Annotated in this window: 31 protein-coding genes; 15 read left to right on the top strand and 16 right to left on the bottom strand. The window is 72.2% G+C overall.

What is annotated here, in order from left to right; genetic code table 11:
• The first annotated feature begins 27 nt into the window (after positions 1-27).
• Positions 28-1143 (top strand): serine/threonine protein kinase, encoded by a 1116-nt coding sequence (locus tag QWU11_RS39720; RefSeq protein ID WP_290119719.1) that lies wholly within the window; start codon positions 28-30, stop codon positions 1141-1143.
• Between the two features lie 140 nt (positions 1144-1283).
• Here the strand turns inward: QWU11_RS39720 and QWU11_RS39715 are convergent, their stop codons facing one another.
• On the bottom strand, positions 1284-1709 hold the full coding sequence (locus QWU11_RS39715) for a hypothetical protein (RefSeq protein ID WP_290119718.1): 426 nt from the start codon (positions 1707-1709) through the stop codon (positions 1284-1286).
• Between the two features lie 95 nt (positions 1710-1804).
• Between QWU11_RS39715 and QWU11_RS39710 the strand changes: the two genes are divergently transcribed.
• Positions 1805-3217: an MFS transporter gene (locus QWU11_RS39710; RefSeq protein ID WP_290119717.1), complete on the top strand. Its 1413-nt coding sequence runs from the start codon at positions 1805-1807 to the stop codon at positions 3215-3217.
• Between the two features lie 20 nt (positions 3218-3237).
• On the top strand, positions 3238-4362 hold the full coding sequence (locus QWU11_RS39705; protein WP_290119716.1) for a winged helix DNA-binding domain-containing protein: 1125 nt from the start codon (positions 3238-3240) through the stop codon (positions 4360-4362).
• Here QWU11_RS39705 and QWU11_RS39700 read toward each other — a convergent pair.
• Positions 4359-4667: a nuclear transport factor 2 family protein gene (locus tag QWU11_RS39700; protein ID WP_290119715.1), complete on the bottom strand. Its 309-nt coding sequence runs from the start codon at positions 4665-4667 to the stop codon at positions 4359-4361. The genes QWU11_RS39705 and QWU11_RS39700 overlap by 4 nt on opposite strands.
• A gap of 12 nt (positions 4668-4679) precedes the next feature.
• Complete coding sequence (locus tag QWU11_RS39695; RefSeq protein WP_290119714.1) at positions 4680-5453, bottom strand: SDR family oxidoreductase; 774 nt, start codon at positions 5451-5453, stop codon at positions 4680-4682.
• Positions 5454-5522: 69 nt separating this feature from the next.
• On the opposite strand from QWU11_RS39695, the gene QWU11_RS39690 reads away from it, so the two are divergent.
• From QWU11_RS39690 to QWU11_RS39675, 4 genes are all read left to right on the top strand, one after another.
• Positions 5523-6125: a hypothetical protein gene (locus tag QWU11_RS39690; protein ID WP_290119713.1), complete on the top strand. Its 603-nt coding sequence runs from the start codon at positions 5523-5525 to the stop codon at positions 6123-6125.
• A gap of 69 nt (positions 6126-6194) precedes the next feature.
• Positions 6195-8795 (top strand): LuxR family transcriptional regulator, encoded by a 2601-nt coding sequence (locus tag QWU11_RS39685; protein ID WP_290119712.1) that lies wholly within the window; start codon positions 6195-6197, stop codon positions 8793-8795.
• Positions 8796-8885: 90 nt separating this feature from the next.
• The gene (locus QWU11_RS39680; RefSeq protein WP_290119711.1) at positions 8886-9941 is read left to right on the top strand and encodes a methyltransferase domain-containing protein; all 1056 of its coding nucleotides are present in this window, start codon (positions 8886-8888) and stop codon (positions 9939-9941) included.
• 427 nt (positions 9942-10368) lie between these two features.
• Positions 10369-11175, top strand: coding sequence for a MerR family transcriptional regulator (locus tag QWU11_RS39675; protein WP_290119710.1), 807 nt, complete (start codon positions 10369-10371; stop codon positions 11173-11175).
• Between the two features lie 54 nt (positions 11176-11229).
• Here QWU11_RS39675 and QWU11_RS39670 read toward each other — a convergent pair whose 3' ends face one another.
• The 3 genes from QWU11_RS39670 to QWU11_RS39660 form a co-directional block, all read right to left on the bottom strand.
• The gene (locus QWU11_RS39670; RefSeq protein WP_290119709.1) at positions 11230-12087 is read right to left on the bottom strand and encodes a chitosanase; all 858 of its coding nucleotides are present in this window, start codon (positions 12085-12087) and stop codon (positions 11230-11232) included.
• 203 nt (positions 12088-12290) lie between these two features.
• Positions 12291-12800, bottom strand: a complete 510-nt coding sequence (locus QWU11_RS39665; protein ID WP_290119708.1) for a DinB family protein — start codon at positions 12798-12800, stop codon at positions 12291-12293.
• Between the two features lies 1 nt (position 12801).
• Positions 12802-13347, bottom strand: coding sequence for a hemerythrin domain-containing protein (locus QWU11_RS39660; RefSeq protein ID WP_290119707.1), 546 nt, complete (start codon positions 13345-13347; stop codon positions 12802-12804).
• A gap of 150 nt (positions 13348-13497) precedes the next feature.
• Here QWU11_RS39660 and QWU11_RS39655 point away from each other — a divergent pair, with 150 nt between their 5' ends.
• On the top strand, positions 13498-14511 hold the full coding sequence (locus tag QWU11_RS39655) for an SDR family oxidoreductase (protein WP_290119706.1): 1014 nt from the start codon (positions 13498-13500) through the stop codon (positions 14509-14511).
• A gap of 5 nt (positions 14512-14516) precedes the next feature.
• A complete protein-coding gene (locus QWU11_RS39650) occupies positions 14517-14858 on the top strand; it encodes a hypothetical protein (protein ID WP_290119705.1) in 342 nt (113 codons plus the stop codon).
• 94 nt (positions 14859-14952) lie between these two features.
• On the opposite strand, the gene QWU11_RS39645 is transcribed toward QWU11_RS39650, so the two are convergent.
• Entirely contained in the window at positions 14953-15087 is a 135-nt protein-coding gene (locus QWU11_RS39645) for a hypothetical protein (RefSeq protein WP_290119704.1), read from the bottom strand.
• Between QWU11_RS39645 and QWU11_RS39640 the strand changes: the two genes are divergently transcribed.
• Positions 15082-15741, top strand: a complete 660-nt coding sequence (locus tag QWU11_RS39640) for a SigB/SigF/SigG family RNA polymerase sigma factor (RefSeq protein ID WP_290119703.1) — start codon at positions 15082-15084, stop codon at positions 15739-15741. The two genes, QWU11_RS39645 and QWU11_RS39640, sit on opposite strands and share 6 nt — an antisense overlap.
• 1 nt (position 15742) lies before the next feature.
• Here QWU11_RS39640 and QWU11_RS39635 read toward each other — a convergent pair whose 3' ends face one another.
• Positions 15743-16723 carry a Ppx/GppA family phosphatase gene (locus QWU11_RS39635; protein ID WP_290119702.1) on the bottom strand — a complete coding sequence of 327 codons (981 nt, stop codon included), beginning with the start codon at positions 16721-16723 and terminating at the stop codon, positions 15743-15745.
• 131 nt (positions 16724-16854) lie between these two features.
• On the opposite strand from QWU11_RS39635, the gene QWU11_RS39630 reads away from it, so the two are divergent.
• Positions 16855-17298: a hypothetical protein gene (locus QWU11_RS39630; RefSeq protein WP_290119701.1), complete on the top strand. Its 444-nt coding sequence runs from the start codon at positions 16855-16857 to the stop codon at positions 17296-17298.
• 1 nt (position 17299) lies between these two features.
• On the opposite strand, the gene QWU11_RS39625 is transcribed toward QWU11_RS39630, so the two are convergent.
• The 7 genes from QWU11_RS39625 to QWU11_RS39595 form a co-directional block, all read right to left on the bottom strand.
• Positions 17300-17923, bottom strand: coding sequence for a glycosyltransferase (locus QWU11_RS39625; RefSeq protein ID WP_290119700.1), 624 nt, complete (start codon positions 17921-17923; stop codon positions 17300-17302).
• Positions 17920-18510: an SAM-dependent methyltransferase gene (locus QWU11_RS39620; RefSeq protein ID WP_290119699.1), complete on the bottom strand. Its 591-nt coding sequence runs from the start codon at positions 18508-18510 to the stop codon at positions 17920-17922. Before QWU11_RS39620 ends, QWU11_RS39625 begins: the two co-directional genes overlap by 4 nt.
• Positions 18494-19183, bottom strand: a complete 690-nt coding sequence (locus QWU11_RS39615) for a PIG-L family deacetylase (RefSeq protein WP_290119698.1) — start codon at positions 19181-19183, stop codon at positions 18494-18496. Before QWU11_RS39615 ends, QWU11_RS39620 begins: the two co-directional genes overlap by 17 nt.
• Positions 19177-20070 carry an acyl-CoA dehydrogenase gene (locus QWU11_RS39610; RefSeq protein ID WP_290119697.1) on the bottom strand — a complete coding sequence of 298 codons (894 nt, stop codon included), beginning with the start codon at positions 20068-20070 and terminating at the stop codon, positions 19177-19179. Before QWU11_RS39610 ends, QWU11_RS39615 begins: the two co-directional genes overlap by 7 nt.
• A gap of 18 nt (positions 20071-20088) precedes the next feature.
• Positions 20089-20325 carry a hypothetical protein gene (locus QWU11_RS39605; RefSeq protein ID WP_290119696.1) on the bottom strand — a complete coding sequence of 79 codons (237 nt, stop codon included), beginning with the start codon at positions 20323-20325 and terminating at the stop codon, positions 20089-20091.
• A 267-nt stretch (positions 20326-20592) separates the two neighbouring features.
• Positions 20593-21456 carry a sigma-70 family RNA polymerase sigma factor gene (locus tag QWU11_RS39600; RefSeq protein ID WP_290119695.1) on the bottom strand — a complete coding sequence of 288 codons (864 nt, stop codon included), beginning with the start codon at positions 21454-21456 and terminating at the stop codon, positions 20593-20595.
• 240 nt (positions 21457-21696) lie between these two features.
• Positions 21697-22203, bottom strand: coding sequence for a universal stress protein (locus QWU11_RS39595; protein WP_290119694.1), 507 nt, complete (start codon positions 22201-22203; stop codon positions 21697-21699).
• Positions 22204-22310: 107 nt separating this feature from the next.
• On the opposite strand from QWU11_RS39595, the gene QWU11_RS39590 reads away from it, so the two are divergent.
• Positions 22311-22712 carry a nitroreductase family deazaflavin-dependent oxidoreductase gene (locus QWU11_RS39590; protein WP_290119693.1) on the top strand — a complete coding sequence of 134 codons (402 nt, stop codon included), beginning with the start codon at positions 22311-22313 and terminating at the stop codon, positions 22710-22712.
• Here QWU11_RS39590 and QWU11_RS39585 read toward each other — a convergent pair.
• Positions 22709-23560 (bottom strand): SMP-30/gluconolactonase/LRE family protein, encoded by an 852-nt coding sequence (locus QWU11_RS39585; RefSeq protein ID WP_290119692.1) that lies wholly within the window; start codon positions 23558-23560, stop codon positions 22709-22711. The genes QWU11_RS39590 and QWU11_RS39585 overlap by 4 nt on opposite strands.
• 210 nt (positions 23561-23770) lie before the next feature.
• On the opposite strand from QWU11_RS39585, the gene QWU11_RS39580 reads away from it, so the two are divergent.
• The 3 genes from QWU11_RS39580 (at position 23771) to QWU11_RS39570 (ending at position 26117) form a co-directional block, all read left to right on the top strand.
• The gene (locus QWU11_RS39580) at positions 23771-24907 is read left to right on the top strand and encodes a GTP-binding protein (RefSeq protein ID WP_290119691.1); all 1137 of its coding nucleotides are present in this window, start codon (positions 23771-23773) and stop codon (positions 24905-24907) included.
• Complete coding sequence (locus tag QWU11_RS39575) at positions 24835-25698, top strand: hypothetical protein (RefSeq protein WP_290119690.1); 864 nt, start codon at positions 24835-24837, stop codon at positions 25696-25698. Before QWU11_RS39580 ends, QWU11_RS39575 begins: the two co-directional genes overlap by 73 nt.
• 98 nt (positions 25699-25796) lie before the next feature.
• The gene (locus QWU11_RS39570) at positions 25797-26117 is read left to right on the top strand and encodes a hypothetical protein (protein WP_290119689.1); all 321 of its coding nucleotides are present in this window, start codon (positions 25797-25799) and stop codon (positions 26115-26117) included.
• Positions 26118-26135: the final 18 nt, after the last annotated feature.

The raw sequence follows: 26135 nt of genomic DNA, 5'->3' as shown, positions 1-26135 counted from the left end.
GTGGCGGCCGTGTCATCCTCACAACCGGTGATCCCTCGCTACACCCTGGGGGCCGAGCTCGGCCGCGGCGGCATGGGTACCGTCTGGTCCGCGGTCGAGGACGCCACGGGGGAGAATGTCGCGATCAAGGTCGTCCCGCTGACGGACCCGCTGCTCGACGAGGCGCGGCGCGCGTCGGCCGTCGACCACCCGGGCGTCGTACGGATCCGCGACCACGGTGCCGCGGACGACGTCGCCTGGATCGTCATGGACCTCGTCCCAGGCCGTGACCTGCGGAGATATATCGAGGAGACCGGGCCGCTGGCTCCCTCCCTGGCGGCACGCGTGGTGGCGGACGCCGCCGACGCGCTCGCGGCCGTACACGCCGCCGGGCTCGTGCACCGCGACGTCAAGCCGGCCAACATCCTGCTGGACGAGAGCGAGGGCGCACTCGCCGTACGGCTGACCGACTTCGGCATCGCCGCGCCCGGCCCGCCGCCGGACGACCTCTCCGAGGCCAGCGACTGGGCGCGTACGGAGCCGGGCCCGTCCCGCGCCGGCACCTACGCGTACATGGCGCCCGAGCAGTGGAGCGACGCGACGGCGACGGCGCAGAGCGACATCTGGGCCCTCGGCGGCGTGCTGTACACCGCGCTGACCGGCGAACTCCCCTATCCGAAGGACAGCCTGCCCGAGCTCGCCCACGCCGTCGCGATGGCACCGCCCCCTCGCGTCCCCGGCGCGTACGACGAGGTGATCGCCGCCGCGATGGCCAAGGACCCGTCGGAGCGCGTACGGTCGGCGGCGGACCTGGCCGCCGCGCTGCGCGCCGTGGCCGAGGGCCGCAAGCCGGCGCTGCCCCGCCGGCCGACGCGCCGCCTGTGGTTGGCGTCCGCGGTCGTGCTGCTGGTCGGCGTGTGCGGCCTGCTGGGCTGGCACCCGTGGACCGCGCATTCGAGCACCCGCCCGTTACGGCGCGTCGTGTGCGCTCAGGACCTCGAACTCCGCGACCGCCCGCGCGGCGTCCAGACCGGAACCCTCGAGCACGGCGACGTGGTGAGCGTCCTGAGGAGAGACGGCAGCCAGCGCTGGGCCTACATCCGCACCCCGGACGGCCACCGCGGCTGGGTGCTGGGCTCGTGGGTCCGCCCGGCCTGCCGGTAGGCGTCACGTCTTCGGAGCGTCACGCGTCTATGAGGGCGGACGGTCAGGTTCTGCGAAGGAGGGCGCCGTGCCGGATGAGAAGCGAGCAGCGCCTTCGGTTTCGAGGCAGGAGCGAAGTACCTGCTCAAGCGGGGCTACCGCTAGCTGTGCGGCTCCTGGCAGAGGCTCTGTGAGTGCGGGCAGAGGTAGTAGTCGACGCCTGGGTGCAGCGGCGTACGCGAGGCGGGCCGGTAGGTGATCCCGCGCCCGCCGGGGGAGAGCGTGATGAGGTAGGGGACCTTGTAGTCCCAGCCGCCGTCGTACCCGCTGAACAGGTCGTTCGCCCCGGCGCGGTAACCGTCGTCGAAGGCGGTCTTCGCGGGGTCACGGGCGCCGGCGGGCAGCGCCTGCACTTCCTCGTCGGCCCGCCCCTCCCGCACGCCCTGGGCCCGCCCGTCGTCCAGGCCGCGAGCGTACGCGGCGTCCTGCCGATCGGGAACGCTCGCCCGTCCGAGCACGTAGAGCCCGGCCGCCGCACAGACCGCCAGCACCCCGGCGGCCAACCGCACCATGACCCTGATCGCCATCGATCGCCCCATCCTCGGCGGAGAGGGCCACGGTCTCACACGGCCTACCTCACGGGTAATCGACCGGATGACCCGGGCGGCTCGAATCTTGGCGCATGACGACGACCACTCTTGATCGGGCCACCGGGGACCCGAAGGCCGCGCCGGGGTTCGGGGCGCTGCTCGTTCTGCTCAGCGGGACCTTCATCACGACACTCGACTTCTTCATCGTCAACGTGGCGATCCCCGCCACCCAGCGCGACCTGCGGGCCGGGCCGGCCGTGGTGCAGTTCATCGTCGCCGGGTTCGGGCTGGCGCTCGCCGCCGGGCTCATCACCGGGGGACGCCTCGGGGACCTGTACGGGCGGCGGCGGATGTTCGCGCTCGGGCTGGGCCTGTTCACCCTCGCCTCGCTCGCCTGCGGGGTCGCGCCCACCGCCGGTGTGCTCATCGGAGCGCGCGTCGCGCAGGGCGCCGCCGCCGCGCTGCTCATGCCGCAGGTGCTCGCCATCGTCACCACCGTCTACACCGGCGAGCACCGGGCCCGCGCCTTCAACGCGTACGGGCTCGCCATGGGGTTCGGGGGTGTGTTCGGGCAGCTCATCGGCGGGCTGCTGATCAAGGCGGACATCGCCGGGCTCGGCTGGCGCGCCGTCTTCCTCATCAACGTTCCGGTGGGCATCGCCGCGGTGCCGGCGGCGCTTCGGCTGGTGCCCGAGTCGCGGGCCGCGTACGGGGCGCGGCTCGACGTACGCGGGACTCTGCTCGTCTCCGCCGGGCTCGTACTGATCGTGCTGCCGCTCGTCGAAGGACGTCAGCAGGGCTGGCCGCTCTGGACGTGGCTCTGCCTGGCCGCCGCGCCGCTCGTCCTGGCCGGTTTCGCCGCTTACCAGCGCCGGATCGGCGGCGAACGCGCGCTGATCGACCTGCACCTCTTCCGGCACCGGGCGTTCGCCGTCGGAGCGGTGATCGCGCTCGTCGGGCAGCTCGCGGTGGCCTCGTTCTTCCTCGTCCTCGCCCTCTACCTGCAGCAGGGCCGCGGACTGTCACCGCTCGAGTCCGGGCTGATCTTCCTCGCGCTCGGCGCCGGTTACTTCGTCTCCTCCTCGCGGGCGGCGCAGGTCGCGGCGCGGCTCGGGCGGCAGGTCGTGGCCGTCGGCGCGCTCACGCTGGGTCTCGGGTACGGGCTGCTCGCGGCCGGTACGTCCGGCGGCGTCGGATGGCTCGTCCCCGGGCTGCTCGTGGCGGGCTGCGGCATGGGCCTGGTGATGGCGCCGCTGCCGGCCATCGCGCTGAACGGCGTCGAGCCGCGGCACGCCGCCTCGGCCGCCGGGGTCGTCTCGACCTCGCTGCAGGCGGGCGGCGCGATCGGCGTCGCCGTGATCGGGGTCGTCTTCTACGACGTCCTTGGCACCGGCCGCTTCACCGCGGCGTTCGTCGCGAGCCTCGCCGTACTGGCCGGGTTCTGTGCCGCCTCGGCCGGGCTCGTCCAGCTGTTGCCGCGCAATAAAGGCCAGAAACCGTCCTGAATCGTCCCTACCGTACGAGTATGAACTTCGACTGGTCCCAGGTGTGCGCCCGGCGTCTCGTACGGCACGGTCTGGCAGGGCCCGGGGGCGCGGGTCCCGAGGACGTCGTCGCCGCGATGGCCGGCACGCACGCGCAGGTGATGTCGGCCGCGGAGCTGTCCGTCGCGCTCCGCGTCGACGGGGCCACGCGCGACGACGTCCGTACGGCACTCTGGACCGACCGCACGCTCGTCAAGACGTTCGGGCCGCGCGGGACCGTCCACCTGCTGCCCGCCCGCGACCTCCCGCTGTGGACCGCGGCGCTGTCGGCGATCCCGCCGGGGCCGAGCCCGTTCCCCGAGCGCATGCGGATGACGTCCGAGCAGGCCGAGGCCGTCATCGCCGCCATTGCCACGGTGCTGGACGGCGTCGAACTGACCGCCGACGAACTCACCTCGGCGGTGGTCGGCGTCACCGGCTCGTGGGCCGGCGACCTCGTCATGCCCGCCTTCCAGGGCATGTGGCCGCGCTGGCGCCAGGTCATGCACGTCGCCGGCATGCGCGGCGTCCTCTGCTTCGGGCCCGGCCGCGGCCGCAAGGTCACCTACACCAACCCCGGCCACGAGCCCGCGCCCACGCGGGAAGGCTTGGCCCACGTCGTCCACGCCTACCTTCACGCGTACGGGCCGAGCACGCCGAAACGGTTCGCGCACTGGCTGACCGCGCCGGTCCGCTGGGCGACCGAGGTGTTCGGCTCTCTTGGAGACTCACTCCAGAAGGTCGAGGTCGACGGCGCGCCCGCGTGGGTGACCACCGGCGACCTCGACGTCCCCGCCGAACGGCCCGAGGGCGTACGGCTCCTCCCGTACTTCGACGGCTACGCCTACCGGGTCGGCAACCAGCCGCCGGACCTGCTCTATCCGGGTGCCGCGCGGGCTCGCGTGCTGCCGGGCAACTTCCAGATCCTCCTGGTCGACGGGGTGGTCGGCGGGCTGTGGCACCAGAGACGCTCGGGCCGCCGCGTCGACATCACCGTCGAGCCCCTCGTACGGCTGACGCCCCGCCGCCGCGAGGAACTCGACGCGCAGGTGGCACGCGTCGGGGAGATCATCGACGCCGTGCCGAACCTGACGATCGGCCAGGTGACCGTCGGTGGCCATGCTTAGGGCCGGATGGTCAGCTTCTCGATGCGCCCGTCCGCGGTGAACTCGAAGTGGAACGTGAGTGTCACCGGGCTGCCGGGGAAGCCACCGCTGATCTCGGCGTACGCGTCGTGCCCGGCGCCGCTCTCGGTGATCTCCTGGACGCTGTACTTCACCGGCGGCACCTCAGTGCGCCATTCCCGGATGGCCGCGATGCCGCGGCGCTCCCTGCCCTCGTCCTCGACCAGGGCGTCGTCGGCGAACTGCGCGTAGTACGCCTCCAGGTCGGGCTGGACGGCGAGCTCGAAGTAGCGGTGGATTCGTTCCATGACGCGTCCTTTCTAGACGGTGGGGATGGTGCCGCCGTCGATGACGTGCTCGGCACCGTTGATGGACCTGGCGCGGTCGGAGACGAGGAAGGCGACCAGCTCGGCCACTTCGGCGGGCTCGGCGGGCCGTCCGATCGGGATACCGCCGAGGGAGTCCATGACCTGCTGGAGGGCCGCCTCTTTGTCGATGCCGGCGCCGTGGGCGATCCGGTCGATCAGCCCGTCGGCCCCCGAGGTCCGGATGAACCCGGGCGCGACGGTGTTGACCCGCACGCCCTTGGGCCCGACCTCGTTGGCCAGGCCCTTGCTGTACGCGGTGAGCGCGGCCTTGGCGGCGGCGTACCCGAGCGTCGCCTCGAACAGCGGCATCCGACGCTGAATCGACGAGACGTGCACGATGACGCCTTCGCCGCGCTCGATCATGCCGGGCAGCAGGCCACGGTCGAGGCGTACGGCGGAGAGCAGGTTGAGGTCGAGCTCGTCCTGCCACTGCCGGTCACCGAGCGCGGCGAACCCGCCTGCACTCGCATGCGACCCGCCGACGGTATGGACGAGGATGTCGACCGCGCCGACGCGGTCGATCACGGTCTCCACGCCTTCGGCGGTGCTGACGTCGGCGGCGACGAACCGCTCCGGGTCCGGGTGGCCGGCCGGCATCGTACGGGCCGTGGTCATGACCGTGGCCCCGGCCTCAGCCAGCCGCGCGACGATCGCGGCTCCAGAGCCCTTACTCCCCCCGGTCACCAGCGCCCGCCGCCCGGCAAGCGAGTCATCAATACTGATCACACGTCCTCCTCCGCGAGTGGTCAGCCCACGGTGAAGGCTCCCCCGGGGGGAGGGTCAAACGGAGGGGTCGTGCCTGATCAGATCGTGTTCCGGCTGGACGGGCTCGCCGTCGGCGGGCGGGGGTTGCCGATGCTGGCCCGGCGTCCGGACGGTGTCCTTCAGCTGCGGACGCCGGTGAGCGAGTTCGCGGTCAGTGAGGCGGACGCCCTGCGTTCTCCGCGCATCGCCCCCGGTCCGGACGACATCGAGTTGCGCTTCACCGAGGCCGAGGCCGAGGCCGACGTACGGGCGTTCGGGCGGTTCCTTCTCGACGAGGCCGATCACCCCTCGCCGACACTGGTCACGCACTGCGTCGACTTCATCGGCGTCACACGCGATCCGGACGGGATCGCGGTCTACCCCTCAGGCCGGGGGAACGGGATGTTCCCGCGCGGCGCGGCCGTCGGCGCGGACGCCCTTCGCGGGCAGGGGCGGGGCATCCTCGACGCGCTCCCGCCCGAGACACCGGATCCGATTGCCTTCCGTATCCCGCTGGAGTGGGACGAGCACGAGCTGCGCCTGATCTGCCTCGGGGACGAGAAAAGCCGCTGGCGGGTGCAGATCACCGACGGCCCGGAGGAGTGGGCGGTCACCGAGGACGAGGTCCGTGGGTTCGCTCGGGCTGAGCCGTGAGCAGCGGCGGCTGCGCGACCGGCTGAAAGCGATCGACTGAAACGAACGTCGTTATGGGACCATCCGGACATGGGGCGGCGGATCCTCGAACGTGATCACGAGCTCGGTGTTCTCGCCACGGCGGCGCAGGAGGCGGCGGGCGGGGCCGGCTCGGTCGTGCTCGTCTTCGGTGAGGCCGGTATCGGCAAGTCCTCCGTCGCCGAGGCGGTACGCGCGCATCTGCCGGCCGAGGGACGGATCCTCTTCGGGTACTGCGACGACCTGGCCACGCCCGGGACTCTGGGGCCGTTCCGCGACCTCGTCGGTTCGGTCGGGACCGAGCTCAGCCGCGCTCTCCAGGCCGGCGACAACCGGGAGCAGGTGCTCTCGGCGCTGCGTGCGGAGCTGGACTGGCGGGCCCGCCCGACCGTCCTGGTGGTGGAGGACGTCCACTGGGCCGACGCCGCGACCCTCGACGTGCTCCGCTACCTCGTGCGCCGGATCGCCGGGCTGCCCGCCGTCCTCGTGCTGACCTACCGCGACGACGAGCTGGACCGCGACCATCCGCTGCGGCAGCTGCTGGGCCAGGCGTCGGGCGCCGAGCGCGTCCACCACCTGCCGCTGAAACGCCTGTCGGCCCAGGCCGTACGGCACCTGAGCGCCGGCAGCCCGCTCGACGGCGAGGACGTCTTCTCGGTGACCTCGGGCAATCCGTTCTTCGTCAGCGAGGTGCTGGCCTCCGGCGGCACGGGGCAGGTCCCGTACACGATCGTGGACGCGGTCCTGGCCCGCGTGCGTCACCTGCCGGAAGACGCGCAGGACGCGCTCGAACAGCTCGCCGTCGTGCCGTCGGCGCTCGACCGATGGCTGGTGGACGCTCTGGTGCCGGGCGGCCTGACCGCGCTGGCGCGGGCCGAGGAACGCGGGCTGCTGGTGGTCTCGCCGGTACGCGTGGCGTTCCGCCACGAGCTCACGCGCCGCACCATCGTGGACGCCCTGCCCGCGGCCCGGAGAGTCGAGCTGCACCGGCGGGTGCTCGCCGAGCTCGCGGGCCGGGAGGGCGTCGCGCTCTCCCGCGTCGTGCACCATGCCGCGCAGGCCGGTGACCAGGACGCCATCGCCACGTACGGGCCGGCCGCGGCGAGCGACGCCGCCGACGCCGGGGCCCACCGCGAGGCCGCCGCGCACTACGAGCTCGTCCTGGCGCAAGAGGAGCGGTTCCCGCCCGCGGAGCTGGCCGATCTGCTCCAGCGCTACGCCATCGAGTGCTACCGGATCGGGTCCGGGCCGCGGGCGGTGGAGGTCCAGGAGCGCGCCGTGGCCCTGCTGCGCTCGCTCGGCGATCCGCGGACCCTGGGCGCCGGTCTCCGCTGGCTGTCCCGCATGCGGTGGTGGAACGGCGACCGGAAGGGCGCCGAGGACGAGGCCGCCGAGGCCACCGAGGTGCTGGAGGCCGGCGGCGACCCCCGGCTGCTGGCGCTGGCGTACAGCAACCAGTCCCAGCTGCACATGCTGGCCGAGCGCAGCGCCGAGAGCATCGACCTCGGCGAGCGGGCGGCGGCCCTGGCCCGTACGGCCGGCGACTCCGCGGTCCTGTCCCACGCGCTGACCAACGTCGGCCTGTCGCAGTTCCGCCGAGGGGATCCGGGCAGCGAGGAGACGCTCGACGAGGCCCTGCGCGTCGCGCTCGAGGCGGGGGAGAGCGAGCACGCCTGCCGGACCTATGTGGGCATCATCTGGGGGCTCCTCGACCAGTTCCGGCTCGACGAGGCCGACCACCGTCTCACCGCCGCGGTGGATCTCGCGGAGGAGTCGGAGCACTTCGGCTTCCTCGCCTACCTGTTCGTCTCGCGCGGGCGGCTGGAGCTGGCCCGCGCATCGTGGGAGGAGGCGGTACGCGCGGCGGAACAGGGTGTCGGCAGCCAGCCGCCGGTCGCGTGCCCCGCGCTGACCGTGCTGGGCCGCGTCCGTGTCCGGCGCGGGCTGCCGGGAGGCGACGAACTGCTGCGGCGCGCCTGGGACCTCGCCGTCGGCATCAACGAGCTGCAGCGCACCGGGCCGGTGGCCGCCGCGCGCGCCGAGGCCGCCTGGCTGGCCGGTGATCTCGCGACCGTACGGGCGGTGGCCGGGCCCGTACACGACGAGGCGCTGCGGCTGGACCACCGGACGCTGGCGGCCGAACTCGGGTACTGGCTGGTCAAGGCAGGCGAATCCGTTCCGCCGAACACGTCAGGCACCCCGTACGCCCTGCAGCAGGCGGGCCGCTGGCGCGAGGCCGCCGAGGCGTGGGGCCGGGCCGGCTGCCCGTACGAGCACGCCGCCGCGCTGGCCGAGAGCCCCGACGAGGCCGACCAGCTGGCGGCACTCGGCCGGCTCGACCGGCTGGGCGCCGAGCCGCTGGCCCGCATCGTACGGTCCCGGATGCGCGAGCTCGGCGTCGCTCGCGTGCCGCGCCGTCCGCTCGCGGCCACCCTGGCCAATCCGCTGGGCCTCACCCAGCGTCAGCTGCAGGTACTCCGGATGATCGGCGACGGCCTGACCAACGCCGAGATCGCCGGGCGGCTCGTGGTCTCCGCCCGTACGGTCGAGAACCACGTGGCCGCGGTGCTGAAGAAGCTCGGCGCCCGCACCCGCCGCGAGGCCGTGACGCGCGCCGCCGAGCTGGGTATCGACCTCGGCCCGGATAGGTAGTCACGGCCGCCGTCTGCGTGGTGACTCCGGATCCGGCGCGCGGCGATCGCGGCGTACAACCGTGGGAACAACCTTCAAGGGGGATTTCTCATGGATGTCGACCAGGACAGACTCAACGAGTTCCTGCACCGGTTCGTCGGTGACCTCGGCGCGACGATGGCCGCCGGGAGCGTCGTCGTGGGTGACCGGCTCGGGCTCTACCGCGCGCTCGCCGAGAAGCCACAGCGCCCGCAGGAGCTGGCCGAGCGCACCGGGACCGCGCCGAGGTACGTCGAGGAGTGGCTGCGGGGGCAGGCGGCGGGCGGATACGTGGACTTCGAGCCCGCCTCGGGCACGTACTCCCTCAATGCCGAGCAGGCATTCGCGCTGACCGACCCGGACGGCCCGCTGTACGCACCGGGGGCGTTCCAGCTCGCGCTCGGGGCCCTGCGCGCCGAGCCGGAGATCGCCGAGGCGTTCCGTACGGGCGGCGGGGTCGGCTGGCACGAGCACGACCAGGACGTGTTCGCCGGCTGCGAGCGCTTCTTCCGGCCGGGTTACGTCGCGAACCTCCTGACGGCCTGGCTGCCGGCCCTCGACGGCGTGGAGGCCAAGCTGCGCGAGGGCGCGAAGGTCGCCGACATCGGCTGCGGCCTCGGCGCCTCCACGATCCTCATGGCCGGGGCCTATCCGCGGTCGGCGTTCACCGGCTTCGACTACCACGCCGGTTCGGTGACGCAGGCGCGGGCACGCGCGGCGGACCGGCTGGGGCCCGGGCAGGTGGTGTTCGAGACGGCGTCGGCGGAGACCTTCACCGGCGGGCCGTACGACCTGGTGACGAGCTTCGACTGCCTGCACGACATGGGGGACCCGCTCGGCGCCGCCCGCAACGTACGCGAGTCCCTGGCCCCGGACGGCAGCTGGATGATCGTCGAACCGGCGGCCGGCGACACCGTCACGGACAACCTCAACCCGGTCGGCCGGGTGTACTACTCCTTCTCGGTCTTCCTCTGCGTCCCCAACGCGCTCTCCCAGGAGGGCGGCTACTCACTGGGCGCCCAGGCCGGCGAACGACCGATCCACCGGCTCGCGACCGACGCCGGGTTCACCCGCTTCCGCCGTGTCGCCGAGACGCCGTTCAACATCGTGTACGAGGCCCGGCCCTGACGCCACCGCGCCGTCGATCGGCCTCCGACGGGGGCGGGCCGATCGACGACGCGGGGGTCGCGCGGCGAGACCACCCTGCGAAACCGACGACCGACGGCAGGCCGAGGCCGGCGACGCAAAGGCCGAACAGGCCGGGCAGCGGGTCGTCTCGCTGTGGAAGCCCATCACCTCCAGCCAGGGCCTGATCGGCTACTGCGGTGACCACGAACGTTGGCCGGGTCTTGGGACACGCCGGTCGGCGTGCGTGATGGCGGGGCTCGCCGGAGGTCTGAAGCGGGTTGCGCCCACGGAGGTGCCGGTGCCGCGCGGCGGTCCGCCGAGGACAGGGGAATACGGACGCTCCGATGCCGGCCCGCAGGGCGGCGTGGGGGGCGGAGCCCCTCACACCGGGGGTTCCAGGGGGTCGCCCCCCTGGGAAGATACAGCCATGGGCAAGGGGCTGACCATCGGGGACTTTTCGCAGATCACGCATCTCAGTGTGAAGACGCTGCGGCGTTATCACGAGGCCGGGCTGCTCGAACCCGACGCGGTCGATCCCTTCACCGGGTATCGGTACTACTCCACCGCGCAGGTGCCCACGGCGCAGGTGATCAAGCGGTTCCGGGAGCTCGGCATGCCCGTACGGGAGATCGGGGCGGTGATCGCCGAGGACGATCCGGACGTTCGGAGTGCGCTCATCGCCGGGCATCTCGCCCGGCTCGAAGAGGAGCTCGACCGTACGCGGGCCGCCGTCACCTCGCTGCGCAGGCTTCTCACGCCGGTCACCCCCGAGGTCGAGCTGCGGGCCGCCCCCGCCACGACCGTCGCGGCCATCCGGGCGACCGTCGGCCATGACGCGGTGCTCGGGTGGTACGCCGAGGCGATGGCCGAGCTCGACACCGCGCTCGGCGGCTCGCCGCGGACCGGGCCCATCGGCGGTCTCTACGACAACGAGCTCTTCACCGAGGAACGCGGCGAGGCGGTGGTGTTCGTCCCGGTCGCCGAGCCGCCCGCGACCGGCCGCGTCCACCCCTTCGTCGTGCCCGGGGCCGAGCTGGCGATCACGGTGCACCGCGGACCGCACGACGACATCGACATCACCTACGGCGCCCTCGGCACGTACGTCACCGAGCACGCGCTCGCCGTGGCCGGGCCCGTACGGGAGTACTACCTGGTCGGGCCGCGGGACACCGGCGATGCCGCCTCGTGGCGGACGGAGATCGGCTGGCCGGTCTTCCGCACCTCCGCCGGCTGAGAACAAGGCCGGCGGCGGGAAAAGACCGGGGATCCCCTCCCGCCGCCGGGGTCTCTAGCTCTTGATGGTGTAGCTGTCGCCGTAGACCTTCCAGGTCAGCGGCGGGGTGAAGTCGAGGTTCCCGTTGTTGAGGAACACACGCTGCTCGGTGTCGACGCGGGTCGTGTCGCTGTGCGCCTCCTCGCGCTTCATCGCGGCCTTCCGAGCGTCCAGGAAAGCGTTGAGATAAGTCGTCTCGTTGCCGCCCTGAGTGGGCGTCTTCGCCTTACTCATCGCCGTTTTGCGAATGCCGCCGAAACTGTCCGCGTCATTTCCCGGGCCGTGCATGACCATGGCGTCGTAATAAATGAACTGGCCGAGCGCCCGCAGGCCGTCGGTCTTCGCCTGCTGGACCGCGGGGTTGAAGTACACCGAGTCGCGCTCGTCGTTCTGGGCCTTCTGGAAGGCCGTGTCGGTGGCGGCCTTGCGCCAGTCGGCCGGGAAGTTCGGGTCCAGGCCCGAGTGGGAGTCGGTGCCGTTCACCTTGCGCAGGGCCGGCAGGTACTTCGCGAGGACGTTGCCGGGCTTGGCGTCGGTGTAGGCCTGGACGACCTCCAGCATGTCGCCGGTGCCGGAGCAGAACCCGATGATCCCGGCGGTGTACCCGCGCCCGTCACCGATGTCCTCGATGTATTTGTACTGTGCCTTCCAGTCCAGCGACGAGTTCTCCGCGCTGGAGACCACCTGCATGGCGATGTCCTTCTCGTGCGGGTCCGTCAGGTCGACGGCGGCGGCCGTCACCCGGCCGGACAGCGACGCCGACGCGGCGTGCCCGCCGCCCTCGACGGAGTTGAGGACGACGGGAGTACCTGCCGCGGCGAGCGCGAGGACGGCGGGGACGGTCCATCGAATGGATTTCCGGGGCAATCGCACGGGGGGTCACCGTTCCTGTCTAATTCGCGTACGCCGGGGCTGCGTACGCTGAATAAGGGGCGCTGGCGGAGAATGCGCGCGTTCGTAAAGATTGTTTCCTAACGCGCTGGGATAAAAGCATGCCGCAACAGCGGCTGTCAACAGAGGACAGCTCGGTGACCGAATTACTTAAGGTCGGCTTATGGTGCCATTAAGGGAGGCGCTCAGTCGCGCAGGATGATCCCCCGTACGAAGGCGGCCTGGCCCGCGTGCTGGGTGTCGTCGTTGAGGACGCTGACGAGCCGGGCGCCGAGGGTCACCGGCGGGGACCATGCCCGGTCCACGACGCGATCGAGGTCCTCGTCGGTGAGCCCGCGCAGGTACGCGAGGGTCCGTTCGTGCACCTCGTCGTAGTAGCCGGTGAGCAGCTTGGGCGAGTCGACCCGGACCGCCGCGACGTCGTCGGAGTCGTGTCCGTAGCCGGTCGCCGACGTGGTCAGCGGGAGTCCGAAGCGCTCGGCCCAGACCCGCGTGGTCCAGATCTGCCCGGTCCCCGCGACCTCGGCGACGTGGTCGTCCTGTACGCGGGTGAGGTGCCAGACGAGCCACGCGATGGAGTTCGCCTCGCCGTCGACGCGTGCGGCGAGCTGGTCCGGGGTCAGTCCGTCGACCACGGCGTGAACGGTCTCGCGTACGCGGTCGAAGGCGTCGGTCAGCAGGCCTGCGGTGTTCATCTCAGTCCCTTCCTCGTCCGGTGGCGGCGTCCTTGAGACGGTCGGCCGCCGCGGTCATCGCCCCGCTCGCCTTGAGGATGCCCGGCTCGGGCGCGATGCCGGGGTCCGGATGCGTCGGCGCGAGCGATTTCCCCTTCATCAGTGCGGTGCCCAGTTCGGCGGCTTGTGTACCCGTGAGTGCCCGGCGGAGCGGAGGCCACACCCGCGTCTCCTCGAACGTCAGATGCGCGCGGATCTCCCCGATCAGGCCGCTCAGCGGTTCCTCGAATCGCGGGTCGCCCGCGCTCAGCCCGTCCAGCTCCTGAAGCGCGCTCTTGACGTGCTGCTCCTGGGCGGTCGCCTCGTCGGCCGGCGCGCCGCCGCCGGAGACGTGCTCGCGTACGGCGGGCCAGAAGAACTCCTCTTCCACCGTCTCGTGCTTGGTCACCTCGATGATCAGGCGTTCGGCCAGCCGCTGGCGGGCCCCGCCGGGACCGGCCGACAGCCGCCGGAGCACGGTCGTGATGGCCTCGTGGTCGATCTTGAGCACCTGGAAGGCGTCACTCATCTAGAACTCCCCGCAAATCAGGACATCCCGCCATCGCGGTACCCCGGAGACGCGGGGCCATGCCGCTCGATATGGAGCCGCCGCCCGCGGCATGGGGCCGGGGGCGGCGGGTAGCCCTGACGGAAACCATCGATCTAAAAGGGTGTTCGCATGAGCGGAAGTCGTGTCGTCGTCGTGACCGGCGCGAGTGGAGGGATCGGCCGTGCCGCGGCCCGCCGGTTCGGCTCCCAGGGCGCCAGCGTCGCCCTGCTGGCCCGGGGGGAGACCGGGCTGAACGCCGCCGCCGAGGAGGTGCGCGCCGCGGGTGGCCGGGCGCTGCCGATCCCGGTGGACGTGGCCGACTACGAGCAGGTACGGGCGGCGGCCGAGCGTACGGAGGCCGAGCTGGGGCCGATCGACGTGTGGGTCAACGTCGCGTTCAGCTCGGTGTTCGCCGAGTTCGTCGACATCGAGCCGGAGGAGTTCCGGCGGACGACCGAGGTGACCTACCTCGGCTTCGTCTACGGCACCAAGGTCGCGCTGGACCTGATGCTGCCCCGCGACCACGGCACGATCGTGCAGACCGGATCGGCGCTGGCCAAGCGCGGCATCCCGTTGCAGTCGGCGTACTGCGGGGCCAAGCACGCCATCCAGGGCTTCCATGAGTCGCTGCGCACCGAGCTGCTGCACCGGGGCGGCAACGTCCGTACGACGATCGTGCACATGCCCGCGGTCAACACGCCGCAGTTCGACTGGGTGGAGTCCAAGCTCCCGAACCACGCGCAGCCCGTGCCGCCGATCTACCAGCCCGAGGTGGCCGCGCAGGCGCTCGTCTACGCCGCCGACCATCCGGAGCGGCGGGAGTACTGGGTCGGCGGGAGCACGGTGGCGACCCTGCTCGCCAACCGGGTGATCCCGGGCCTGCTGGACCGCTACCTCGCCCGTACGGGCTTCGGGTCGCAGCAGACCGACCGGCCGCGCGACCCGGACCAGCAGGCGAACCTCTGGAAGCCCGCCGACGGCAAGGACGGCCGGGACTTCGGCACGCACGGCGGTTTCGACGACCGTGCGCACGCGCGCAGTCTCCAGCTGATCGCGGCGCAGCACCGCGGCGTCCTGGCCATGGCCGCCGGGGCCGCACTGGGCGTGGTCGGCCTGGGCCTGCTGCGCGGGCCGGCCCGATGAGGCTCATGCAGGGCACGCGCCTGGTGTGGGGCGGGCTGCTCGTCGCCGCGCCGGGCGTGGCGCTGGAGGTGGTCACCGGCCGTCCGGGGACGCCGTCGCAGGAGTGGGTGCTGCGCGTGCTCGGCACCCGCCACCTGCTCCAGGGCGGCCTGGACCTGGCCCGGCCGACGCGCGGTCTGCTCCGGTACGGGGCCGCCGTCGACCTCCTGCACGCGGCGACCTGCGCGGGAGCCGTCGCGCTCTCGCCCGCCTGGCGGCGTGTCGCGCTGCTCGACGGGGCCGGCGCGGTCGGCCTGGCGGCGGGCGGCCTCTTCCGCGCGCGCCGGCCCGCCCCCGGGGCGCCTTGAACTGAACCGTGGTCAGCGGTCTCCGGCCGCGGGCGGGCACGCCCCATGTTGACTGTCATCTGGCAACTGTTGCATTCTGACAATCTTTCAGCCCCTAGAAGATGCCGGTGTGCTCGTGCAACATGATCATGACGATGGCCGTGCCGAAGCACTGCTCCATGAACTGGCGCTGCTGGAAACGCGAGATCCGCGGCGCGAGGAGATCCGGTCCGAGCTCGTCGTGATGCACACCTCGCTCGCCCGTCACATCGCCGGCCGCTACGCGCGTCGCGGCGAGGCGCTGGAGGACATCGAGCAGGCCGCGATGCTCGGCCTGGTCAAGGCGATCAACCGCTACGACCCCGAGGTCGGCCAGCGCTTCCTCTCGTACGCGGCGCCGACCATGACCGGCGAGGTCAAACGGCACTTCCGCGACCGTACGTGGAGCATGCGGATGCCCCGCCCACTCCAGGAGCTCCGGCTGCTGCTGCGTAACGCCCGGCAGGACTTCCTCCGGGAGCACGGCCGGCCGCCGACCGTGCCGGAGGTCGCCGAGCTCCTCGGCGTCACCGAGGACGAGGCCGTCGAGGTGATCGGGGCCTCCGACGCGTACCGGCCGGTGTCGCTCGACTCGCCGGTGACCGACGAGGACGGCGGCGCGACGCTCGGCGACCTGATCGGCGACGACGACCACGAGCTGGAGCTCATCGTCGACCGGAACGCCCTGCGCCCGATGCTGGAGCAGCTCCCGGAGCGCGAGCGGGCCATCTTGATCCACCGGTTCTTCGGCAACAAGACCCAGACCGAGATCGCCGAGCTCCTGGGCATCTCGCAGATGCACGTGTCCCGGCTCATCACCCGCAGCCTCGCCGCCCTGAAGAGGAGACTGCTCGAAGAGGAGTAGATCACGTGGCGGTGAGGCGGCGCGGGCCGGACGAACGCTGGATGAGGCCGGTCAGCTCGGCGGCGACCGCCAGTGGCGGCAGCGTCCGCATGCGCTGGACCGCGATGCCCTCGCGCAGGGCCCAGGGGCAGACGTCGGCCTCCTCGACGCCGAACGTGGTCATCAGGGCCTCGGCCACGATCGCGCCGGCCAGGATCTGGTGCACCCGGGTCTTGGAGACGCCCTTGATCTTCGCCCGGCGCCGGTCGTCGGCCCGGGCGAGCATCGGGAGCCGCTCGCGCAGCCGGTCCAGGTTCACATGCAGGTCATCCTTTGGCGCGCCGGTCAGCCGGGCGAGCTGCTTGAAGGTCTTGGACGTGGCGACCACCCGGCGCGGTGCCGTCAGGTCGCTGAACTCACACCGGACGGCGCCCAGGCGTTCGTACACGTGCCGCCGTAACCGGCGTACGTCACGACCGCGCGGCGGGTCTCCCGGAAGGTGCTCGCGGGTCAGCCGCCCGGCGCCGAGCGGCAGGGACAGCGCGAGCACCGGGTCGGCCCCGTCGCCGTACGCGATCTCCGCCGAGCCGCCGCCGATGTCCATCAGCAGCATCGGCCCGGCCGACCAGCCGTACCAGTCGCGCGCGGCCAGGAAGGTGAGCCGCGCCTCGTCGCGGCCGGTCAGGTGCCCGAGCCGTACGCCGGTCTCGGCCGCGACCCGCGCGATGACCACCTCGCGGTTGGCGGCGTCGCGCACCGTCGCGGTGGCGAACGCGATCAGCTCGTCGACGTGCTCGCGCCGCGCGGCGCACGCCGCGGTGCCGACGGCCGCCACGAGCCGGTCGATCGCGGGCGGGCGAAGCTGCCCGTCGCCGTTGATCGCGTCGGCCAGCAGCGTGGGGCACTTCACCGACGTGACGGGACGGGGCGCGTCGCCGGACCGGAGGTCCAGGACGCGCAGGTGGGCGGAGTTCGACCCGACATCGAGCACACCGATTCGCATGCCGGACGTCTACCCGTCCAGCAAACCCTTTCACCTGGAGTGCCACATCAGGCCGCGTTCTCCGGTGGCCACTGCCCGCAATCTTCCGCATTACGCGGACAACGGCCTCCGCTACGGACAGTATGTCGCCCATGACGATTCGTGAGATACCCGATCACCGGGCTCGTACGGTCATCGGGCCCGGCGCGCCGGAGTTCCGGACCGCGGGCACGCCTTCGCCACGCGAGCCCGGCGGGCGAGAACTCGCCACCCCCGAGGCGGAGATCTTCGGCTGGGACTGCACCTGCGGCAACGGCTCCAGCTTCCCGATGACGCTGCGCTTCGCCGACGAGTGTGTCGTCAAGCACGTCGAGGCGATGGCACGTTACGCCGAGCGCGAGGTGCGGCTGACCTTCACCGCCGACCCCACCGCCACCGGCGTCGCCGCCCTGATCGGCCGGCTCGCCGGCCGGATCCCGGCCCTGCTGAACGCCGACTCCGCCGCGACCGCCGACCACCGCCGGGCCGTGGTCGAGCAGCTCACCGGCGCCATCGCCGCGATCGAGAAGGCCCGCAGCACGATCACCCCCGCCTGAGTCAGCCGTCCAGGGTGGTGAGCAGATGCCCGAAGCCGTGCGGGGCGCGGTAGCGGTGCCGCGCCGAGGTGACGACCCGCACGCGCGAGGTGCGCAGCACACGCCGGCCCGCCCGCTCCATGGCGCCGACCAGCGCACGGTCCTCTCCGGTCGCGAGGGCCGGGAAACCGCCGGCCGTGACGTACGCGTGGGCGGTGAAGCCGAGGTTCGCGCCGTGCACCGGCGCGCGGTCGCTCGCGTAGTGACGGGCGTACGCCGCCGGGCGCTTGGGCGGATGGCCGGTCCAGTCGGCGACCGTGACGGTGCCGACGACCGCGTCCCAGCCCCGCGCGGCGTACTCCAGCTGCGTGGTCAGCCAGCCGGGCGGCACCAGCGTGTCGGCGTCGGTCGTCGCGACCCACGACGCCCCGCGCCGCAGCAGCTCACTCACCCCAGCCGCGCGGGCGACGCCGACGTTGCGGGCGCCGACCTCGACGACGAACGCGCCGCCCCGCCGGGCCACCTCGGCCGTACGGTCGGTGCAGGCGTCCGCGACGACGATGACGAGCGTGCCGCGGAGCGCGGCCAGACACGCGGGGAGGTGCTCCTGCTCGTTGTGCGCCGGCACGACGACACCGGCGATCACGTCAGTCCCTCGGCGGCGGCCACGGACACCGCCGGGCCGTTGACGTAGACCTCGGCGACGAAGTCGGCCTCACGGTGCTCGGCCAGCAGCGACAGGCCCGTACGGCCGAGCGCGGCGTGCACCTCGTCCCCGGTCTGCGGATAGTCCGGTACGAGATGGCGCCAGTGCACGGCCAGCAGGGTGCCGCCCGGCGCGAGCGACTCTCCGGCCAGTCGCAGGACGCGTCGCAGGTCCTCGGGGCCGAGGTAGTAGAGGAACTCCGAGAAGACGATCAGGTCGAAGGTCCCCTCGGGCCACCCTGCGGGGAGGGTCCGCCGCTCGACCCGCGCGCCGGGCACCCGCTCGCGCGCCTGGCGTACGGCCTCGGGGGAGACGTCGCAGGACAGCAGGCGGTCACAGCGTGGTGCCAGCAGCGCGGTGAGAACCCCGATCGAGCACCCCGGCTCGAACGCGTCGGCGTACCGCCGGCGCGGCAGCATCGCCACGGTCAGCGCGTACTTGCGCTCCTCGTACCAGCGGGTCGTGAAGCCCCACGGGTCGCCGGACGCGGCGTAGACCTTCTCGAAGTACTCAGGGCCGAGCGTCAAAGAGCACCTCCCGGCCCCGCGTGAAGTGCGCGAGAACGCCCGGCGGCAGGATCGGGTCCGGGTCCTCGAACTGGCTGGTGAAGCAGTCGATCGCCGCCTGCTTGCGCTCGGACACGGGAGACGGCAACGGCACCTGGACGGCCCGGTCCCAGGGCACGCGGAGGTCGGCGGGCCGCGCCCAGTGCCAGGTCCAGATCGGGAAGTGCCAGACCTCGGTGTCACAGGCCGCCGCGACGCGGCCGACGGCCTCGTGGTCGGGGTGCGCGTCCTTGTCCCACGGCGCCAGGCACGCGTCGAAGCCGTCGACGAGCTCGGGCAGCAGGCGCAGGAGGTCCTCGTCCCGTACGGCGCTGTCGGGCAGGCCGAGGCGTACGGTCTCGACGGCGCCGATGTGCTTGAGCGCCGTGGCCGACTCGGCGACGCGGCGTTCGGCGATGCCGGGGTCGGGGTGGGACGCCTCGCCGTCGGTGACGGCGATGAGCCGCAGGCGCGCGCCGCGGTCGGCGAGCAGCGCCATCAGGCCGCCGACGCCGAGCACCTCGTCGTCGGGGTGCGCGGCGATCACCACGACACTGTTCCATCGGTAGGAGTTGAGCGGGGGGAGAGCCTCCAGCCCGTCCCAGGCCCGCCATTCCTCTTCGTCGGTGCCCGGTGCGTCGATCGGGTTCACCATGCCTCCCCTGTGACCAGCTTGCCGAGTGCGGCCAGATCACGTTCGGCGTGATGCTGGCGGATGTAGACGGTCAGATCGGCGACCCGGCGCGCGTGCGCCTCGTCGTGGGACAGCGGCCCCGCGCCGAGCGCCCGGCCCGTACGGTCCAGGACCTCGGCCGCCACCTCGGCGACCAGGGACCGTACGCGTAGGGCCTGCGCCGCCGCGTGTTGTTTGAGGTCGAGCGGATCGGCGTCGATCTCGGCGGCGGCCCGCTCCAGGGCCTCGCGCGCGGACGTCAGTGCGATCTCCACCGCGCCGAGGTGCGCCAGCGCGTGGGGTCCGGCGGCGCCGAGGAGGGGACGGGCGACGGCGCGCGCGCCGCCGTACCAGACCGCCGCGACGCCGATCCCGCCGTGGTGGAAGCCGGGCCGGCCGGTGTAGCCGCCGGGCGGCCCGACCTCCTCGGCCGCCACGTCGTCGAACCGGACGTCCAGGCTGTCGCTGGCCGCCATCCCGGTGGCCGGCCACGTGCCCTCGACCGGCTCGCCCGGCCCGGTGGCGAACAGCCGGTCGCCCGCCGTGACCAGCGCGCGCGTGCAGACCCGGGCCCCCGAGCAGTACGGCTTGACGCCGCGGACCCGCCCGCCGGCGACCTCCAGGGCGGGCGGCTTGGCCGCCCACACGGCCCAGAGCTCCCCGGCCACCGGCGCGGGCCCGTGCAGTTCGGCGAGGATCGCCAGTGCGTCGAAGTGCCCCTCGCTCAGCCGGGCGAGGGACAGATCCTCCTCCGCGAGCCGGGCGAACACCGCCCAGCGCTCACGCGTCGACCCACCGCCCGGCAGCGGGACCTGTAGCCCGCTGACCTCGGTGAACCGGCGTTCAACGTGCTTCCCCCAAGTGGACATGGCGCCCTACTACCCCTGTTATGGACCTTCTAGCAGTGCCGTCGCAGGTCGCGGGGGGCAGCCGGTCATCAGCCCGGCGGTCACTCCGGTCGCGAACACGAGCCCGGCCCCGATCCAGCAGGCGTTCCGCGCACCGGTCAAGGCGTCGGGGGCGGCGAGGAGGACGCTGCCCAGGAGCGCGACGCCGAGTGTGCCGCCCAGCTGCCGCACCGCGTTGAGGAGGCCGGCGGCCGAGCCGGTCTCGTGGGGCCGCACCCGGTGCAGGGCGGTGGCGAAGAACGGGACGCCAGGCGCTGCTCTGGATGGCCGTGGCGCCGGACCGGCTCGACCACGTCGCGGGCGTCCTGGCCGGCTACGACGAGCCGGCCTTCGTCGCGGCGACGACGGGCCGGACCAACCTCGTGGCCCACACCCTCTGCCCGGACCCCGGGGCGCCGCACCGCTACCTCACGCATCGCCTGGAGGCGGTGCAGACCTTGGAGACCGCCCCCGTACTCCGCACGGTCAAGGCGGCGGGACCCCTCACACCAGGTCGAGCCGGCGCAGCCGCTCCGGATCGGCGAGCACGTCGATCTGGACGATCCTCCCGCCGGTGATCGTGAACGCCATGACGGAGAACGGCCTGCCCTCGGGGTCGGCGAGGATGCCCGGCGCGCCGTTCACCGTGACCGGGCGCGCGTACGGCGCGTACTCCTGGAACATCAGCGCCCGGCCTGCCACGGTCCGCGCCCCGCGGATCACCGAGGAGAGATCCTTGCCGCCGAAGTCGGCGCGCAGGACGACATCGGGGTCGAGCACCGCGACGAGGGCGTCGAAGTCACCGGCGCGCGAGGCGGCCAGGAAGGCGTTTACCACCGCGCGCTGCCGCGCCGGATCGGCGTCCGGGACCGGTGCCGACCCCCGGACCCTGCGGCGGGCCCGGCTGGCGAGCTGCCGCGCGGCGGCGGGCGAGCGGTCGACGATCGGCGCGATCTCCTCGAACGGCACCGCGAACATGTCGTGCAGCACGAAGGCCAGCCGTTCGGCGGGCGCGAGTGTCTGCAGCACCACGAGCAGCGCGAGCCCGACCGAGTCGGCCAGCAGCGCCTCCTGCTCGGGGCCGGCCTCGTCCAGGCTCACCACCGGATCGGGCACGTGCGCCTCCAGCGGGTCCTCGCGGCGGGAGGTCCGGGAACGGAGCATGGTCAGGCACACGCGGGCGACGATGGTCGTGAGCCATCCGCCGAGGTTGTCCACGCCGCCGGCGCCGGCGCGGCTGAACCGCAGCCAGGCCTCCTGAACGGCGTCGTCGGCCTCGCTCAGCGAGCCGAGCATGCGGTACGCCACCGCCCGCAGGTGCACCCGGTTCTCCTCGAACCGCCCGGCCAGCGACTGCTCATCGTCCATCGGTCACATACCTCCGTCGCGATCTGTCATAGCCATGACGGAATGGACCGGCCGGATGTGACGGGACGGCGCGAGCCTGGAGACGACCCCGGCCTGCTCCCCGAGTCCCTACGCCTGGCCCACCGCGACAGGTGGCGGCCCGCGTACGCCGCCGCGGATCCATGGGGATGATCTCTGGGCGCGCGCTCTCGGGCCGGTGACCCTCGTCGTCCGCGACTGCGACGAGGCCATCTCGGCGGTCTAGGGAACGACCGTCACCGGCCAGCGGCCCGCGCGGACCAGGCGTGTCGCGACCGAGCCGATGAGGCGGTGCCCGGCCTGCTCGGACGAGCCGACCACCACCATGTCGGCGTGGATCTCGGTCGCGGCGTCGCGGAGCTCGACGAAGGCGTCGCCCCGGCGGACGACGAAGGTGATCGGTACGGCGATCTCCGCAGCGCGTTCCTGGATCTGGCCGCGCAGCTCGGTGATCAGCTCGTCGAACAACTGCTCCTGGGCCGCCGCGGCCGGCCCGGCCGACATCCCGGTCCACAGCGACGGCGCGGCCACGAAGACGAACACGAGCCGCGAGTGCTGCCGGCGCGCCAGCCCGGCCGCGTACGCGCCCGCGCGCATGGCCGTGGGAGAGCCGTCCACCCCGGCCAGGATGACGCGCGGCCCGTCGGTGCCGCGTTCGAAGACACCTGGTGACCACGCTGGACCATATTGCTCGACCAGATGCACCTTTTGGGTCTCGTCGGCGCTCACGAGGCCAGTATCGGTGACGGCGCGCTCCCCGGCGACAACGGTTGGGGAAGGATCGCCGCCGCGAACCGGTTGTGCTCAGGACAAGCCGATTCAACGAGGTGAAGACGTTGCTTTTTGGTCGTGAACATGTCGAGCGCTACCAGGAGACCGACGGAAAGGTCGGGCACGACTGGGAGGGGACGACCACCCTGCTCCTGACGACGACCGGCCGCAAGAGCGGAGAGCGGCACACGACGCCGCTGATCTACCAGAAGTACGGTGACGTGTACCTGATCGTCGCCTCCAAGGGCGGAGCCGACGAGCCGCCCCTGTGGTTCCGCAACATCGAGGCCGACCCCGAGGTCGAGATCCAGGTGTGGGGCGACCGCTTCACGGCGCGGGCCCGTACGGCGACGCCGGAGGAGAAGCCGGCGATGTGGCAGACCATGGCCGAGACCTGGCCGGCCTACAACGACTACCAGCGCAAGACCGACCGCGTGATCCCGGTCGTCGTGCTGGAGCGCGTCTAAGGTTTTCCGGCACCCGGGACTGGGGCCGGCGCAGTGACGAGCCTGCCGGTGCGGGCCCGGAGCAGTTCATCCATCTGCTCCGGGCCCCGCCAGTCGGCGGTCAGCATGAACAGCGTCCGGCCGTCCTCGCCGCCCAGCATGCAGGCGAAGCAGCCCTGGTCCAGCTCGACCAGCCGCTCCACCTCGCCGCCCTCCCGTACTCGCGCGCACGCGGGCCGGCCGCCGGCCGTCACCGAGCTCCAGACCGCGCCCTCCGCGTCGATACAGATGCCGTCGCCGCCCTGGCCGAGCTCGGCCCACACCCGCCGGCCGGACAGGCCGCCGTCGGGCCCGATGTCGAAGGCCGTCAGCCGGCTCGCGAAGGACTCGGCGACGATGAGCGTCGATCCGTCCGGCGTGATCACCATGCCGTTGGGGAACATGATGTCGCCCGCCACCTGGCGTACCGCGCCGTCCGGCGTGACCAGCGCGATGATCCCCGGGACGAAGTCCCCGCCGCCGAGGAAGTCGAAATCCATCCCGTTCACGTAGACGTTGCCGCGGCCGTCCACCACGATCTCGTTCCAGATCCTGGCGAGATGCCCGAGACCGGCGTGTCGCACCAGCGACCCGTCCGGCTCCTGGCGCAGCAGCAGCGCCTCGGGGCCGGAGACGACGAGCAGCCGCCCGTCGGGCAGCCAGTCGATGGAGAACGGGAGCGTGGTCGGCACGCGGGCCATCACCTCGGCCTTCCCTCCGGCGTCGACGGCGAGGACCTCCTGCGAGCCCCAGTTCGAGAACCAGAGACGGCCCTCGTGCCAGCGCGGCGACTCGCCGATCATGAGTCCGGTCAGCAGTGTGCGGGTCATGGCGTCTCCTCCGGTACGTGTCCTGCCCTCCATACGAACGAGGCCCGCCCAGATCGACACGCGCGGAAACAATTCGGTTGCCTGACGGGGTCGTCACCTGTTGTAATCGCCGCGACGACCGGCCGACCGAGGAGAACACCATGCGCGCAGCGTTCATGTCCACACAGAAGGGAACTCTCATCGACCCAAGGGACATGACGCTCAGTGACCATGCTGAACCTCGGGATTCTCGCGCATGTAGACGCCGGTAAGACCAGCCTGACCGAGCGGCTCCTGTACGCCGCCGGTGTCATCGACGCGGTCGGCAGCGTCGACGACGGCAGCACCCAGACCGACTCGCTCGCCCTCGAACGGCGGCGCGGCATCACCATCAAGTCCGCGGTCGTGTCGTTCGCCGTCGGTGACGTCACGGTCAACCTGATCGACACGCCCGGACACCCGGACTTCATCGCCGAGGTGGAGCGCGTGCTCAGCGTGCTGGACGGCGCGGTGCTGGTGATCTCCGCGGTCGAGGGCGTACAGGCGCAGACCCGCGTCCTGATGCGGACCCTGCGGCGGCTGCGCATCCCCACGATCATCTTCGTGAACAAGATCGACCGGCGCGGCGCGGCGTACGACCGCGTGCTGGAAGAGATCGCGGCGAAGCTGACGCCGGCCGTCGTGCCGATGGGCACGGCCCGCGACCTCGGCACGCGCGGCGCTCATTTCGTCCCGTACGACGCGGCCTCGCCGGAGTTCACGGCCCGGCTCGCCGACCTGCTCACCGGCCACGACGACGACCTTCTGGCCGCGTACGTCGAGGACGAGACGGCGCTGCCGCACTCCCGGCTGCGCAAGACGCTCGCCGTACAGGTCGGCCAGGGGCTGGCGCACCCGGTGTTCTTCGGCTCGGCGATCACCGGGGCGGGCGTTTCCGCGCTGACGACGGGCATCACCGAGTTCCTGCCCGCCTCCTCGGGCGACCCGGACGGCCCGGTCTCGGGCACCGTCTTCAAGGTCGAGCGCGGCCCGTCGGGAGAGAAGATCGCGTACGTGCGGATGTTCTCCGGGACCGTAAGGGTGCGCGAGCGGCTGCGCTTCGGCCGCGACACCGAGGGCAAGGTCACCGCGATCGCAGTCTTCGACCGGGCGCTTCCGGCCAGGCCGACGCGGTCGCGCCGGGCCGGATCGGCCGGCTCTGGGGGCTCGCGGACGTACGCATCGGCGACACGCTGGGCGAGCCCCGGCCCTCGCCGGACCGCCTGTTCGCCCCGCCGACCCTGGAGACGATCGTCGTGCCCGCCCGGCCTTCCGACCGGGGCGCGCTGCACACCGCGCTCACCCAGCTCGCCGAGCAGGACCCGCTGATCGACCTGCGGCAGGACCTCCGGCGGGAGATCGCCGTCTCGCTCTATGGCGAGGTGCAGAAGGAGGTCATCCAGGCGACGCTCGCGGAGGAGTACGGCATCGAGGTCGGCTTCCGCGAGACGACGACGATCTGCGTCGAACGGCCGGCCGGCAGCGGCGCGGCGCACCAGATCATCGACGTGCCGCCCAACCCGTACCACGCCACGGTCGGGCTGCGCGTCGACCCGGGACCGGCCGGCTCCGGCGTCGTCTTCCGGCTGGAGGTCGAACTGGGCTCCATGCCGTACGCGTTCTTCACCGCGGTCGAGGAGACGGTGCACGAGACCCTGCGGGAGGGCGGCCTGCACGGGTGGGAGGTCGTCGACTGCACGGTGACGATGACGCACTCGGGCTACTGGCCCCGGCAGAGCCATTCGCACGGCACCTTCGACGCGTCGATGTCGAGTATGGCGGGGGACTTCCGGAGCCTTACTCCTCTGGTGCTGATGGACGCGCTCCGGTCGGCGGGCACGGTGGTGCACGAGCCGCTGCAGCGCTTCCGCCTGGAGATTCCGGAGGACACGTTCGGCGCCCTGGCACCGGCGTTCGTCCGCCTGCGCGCGGTGCCGCGCACCATCGAGTCCCGGGGCCCGTCGAGCACGGTGGAGGGGGACATCCCGGCGGCATCGGTACACGACCTGGAACGCCTGCTACCGGCCCTGACCCGAGGCGAGGGCCTGCTGGAGTGCGCCTTCGACCACTACGAGCCCATCCGCGGCCGCCCTCCGCAGCGCCCGCGCCCGTCCCGGTGAATATGTTCGATGGCCTGACTCGGTCAGATCAACCTGCCAGTGGCTGTTTCGGATGATCCTTGCGACAGCCAACGACGCGACGTTCGAGGAGATTCGCCATGGAGGAGACCGAGCGGCGATTCAACAGGGCCATGGTGACCATCTACGAGACAGCGAAAAGAGAAATCGGCTACAACGCCACGCGCTTCCTGCAGATGGTCAGCGAACACGGAGGAGTCGTGGCCGCGAAGCACCTACTCGCCACGGAGACACCTTCCGACGGCTTCACGACACTTTGGACTCATCATCGCCTCGATCTCACCGTGGAGGCCCATGTGCTGCTCCCCGAGTACGAGAGCCTTTTCAGCGATCAGGACCGCGAGAAGGCGCGCGCACGGCTCGATCAGTACGGATGGACCCCGAAACCGCCTCGCGTATAACGGCGGCTTCCGGCACGA

This window comes from Actinomadura sp. DC4, from assembly GCF_030406325.1.
Classification (GTDB): domain Bacteria; phylum Actinomycetota; class Actinomycetes; order Streptosporangiales; family Streptosporangiaceae; genus Actinoallomurus.
This window is presented reverse-complemented; position numbering and strand designations above follow the sequence as displayed.

Coding starts and splice junctions, on each gene's coding strand:
- QWU11_RS39600 (WP_290119695.1), bottom strand. CDS start 21,456: ATGGACGATGAGCAGTCGCTGGCCGGGCGGTTCGAGGAGAACCGGGTG.
- QWU11_RS39685 (WP_290119712.1), top strand. CDS start 6,195: ATGGGGCGGCGGATCCTCGAACGTGATCACGAGCTCGGTGTTCTCGCC.
- QWU11_RS39610 (WP_290119697.1), bottom strand. CDS start 20,070: ATGTCCACTTGGGGGAAGCACGTTGAACGCCGGTTCACCGAGGTCAGC.
- QWU11_RS39700 (WP_290119715.1), bottom strand. CDS start 4,667: ATGGAACGAATCCACCGCTACTTCGAGCTCGCCGTCCAGCCCGACCTG.
- QWU11_RS39615 (WP_290119698.1), bottom strand. CDS start 19,183: ATGGTGAACCCGATCGACGCACCGGGCACCGACGAAGAGGAATGGCGG.
- QWU11_RS39665 (WP_290119708.1), bottom strand. CDS start 12,800: ATGAACACCGCAGGCCTGCTGACCGACGCCTTCGACCGCGTACGCGAG.
- QWU11_RS39635 (WP_290119702.1), bottom strand. CDS start 16,723: ATGCGAATCGGTGTGCTCGATGTCGGGTCGAACTCCGCCCACCTGCGC.
- QWU11_RS39710 (WP_290119717.1), top strand. CDS start 1,805: ATGACGACGACCACTCTTGATCGGGCCACCGGGGACCCGAAGGCCGCG.
- QWU11_RS39585 (WP_290119692.1), bottom strand. CDS start 23,560: ATGACCCGCACACTGCTGACCGGACTCATGATCGGCGAGTCGCCGCGC.
- QWU11_RS39630 (WP_290119701.1), top strand. CDS start 16,855: ATGACGATTCGTGAGATACCCGATCACCGGGCTCGTACGGTCATCGGG.
- QWU11_RS39655 (WP_290119706.1), top strand. CDS start 13,498: ATGAGCGGAAGTCGTGTCGTCGTCGTGACCGGCGCGAGTGGAGGGATC.
- QWU11_RS39640 (WP_290119703.1), top strand. CDS start 15,082: ATGCACACCTCGCTCGCCCGTCACATCGCCGGCCGCTACGCGCGTCGC.
- QWU11_RS39705 (WP_290119716.1), top strand. CDS start 3,238: ATGAACTTCGACTGGTCCCAGGTGTGCGCCCGGCGTCTCGTACGGCAC.
- QWU11_RS39580 (WP_290119691.1), top strand. CDS start 23,771: ATGCTGAACCTCGGGATTCTCGCGCATGTAGACGCCGGTAAGACCAGC.
- QWU11_RS39570 (WP_290119689.1), top strand. CDS start 25,797: ATGGAGGAGACCGAGCGGCGATTCAACAGGGCCATGGTGACCATCTAC.
- QWU11_RS39660 (WP_290119707.1), bottom strand. CDS start 13,347: ATGAGTGACGCCTTCCAGGTGCTCAAGATCGACCACGAGGCCATCACG.
- QWU11_RS39715 (WP_290119718.1), bottom strand. CDS start 1,709: ATGGCGATCAGGGTCATGGTGCGGTTGGCCGCCGGGGTGCTGGCGGTC.
- QWU11_RS39650 (WP_290119705.1), top strand. CDS start 14,517: ATGCAGGGCACGCGCCTGGTGTGGGGCGGGCTGCTCGTCGCCGCGCCG.
- QWU11_RS39675 (WP_290119710.1), top strand. CDS start 10,369: ATGGGCAAGGGGCTGACCATCGGGGACTTTTCGCAGATCACGCATCTC.
- QWU11_RS39680 (WP_290119711.1), top strand. CDS start 8,886: ATGGATGTCGACCAGGACAGACTCAACGAGTTCCTGCACCGGTTCGTC.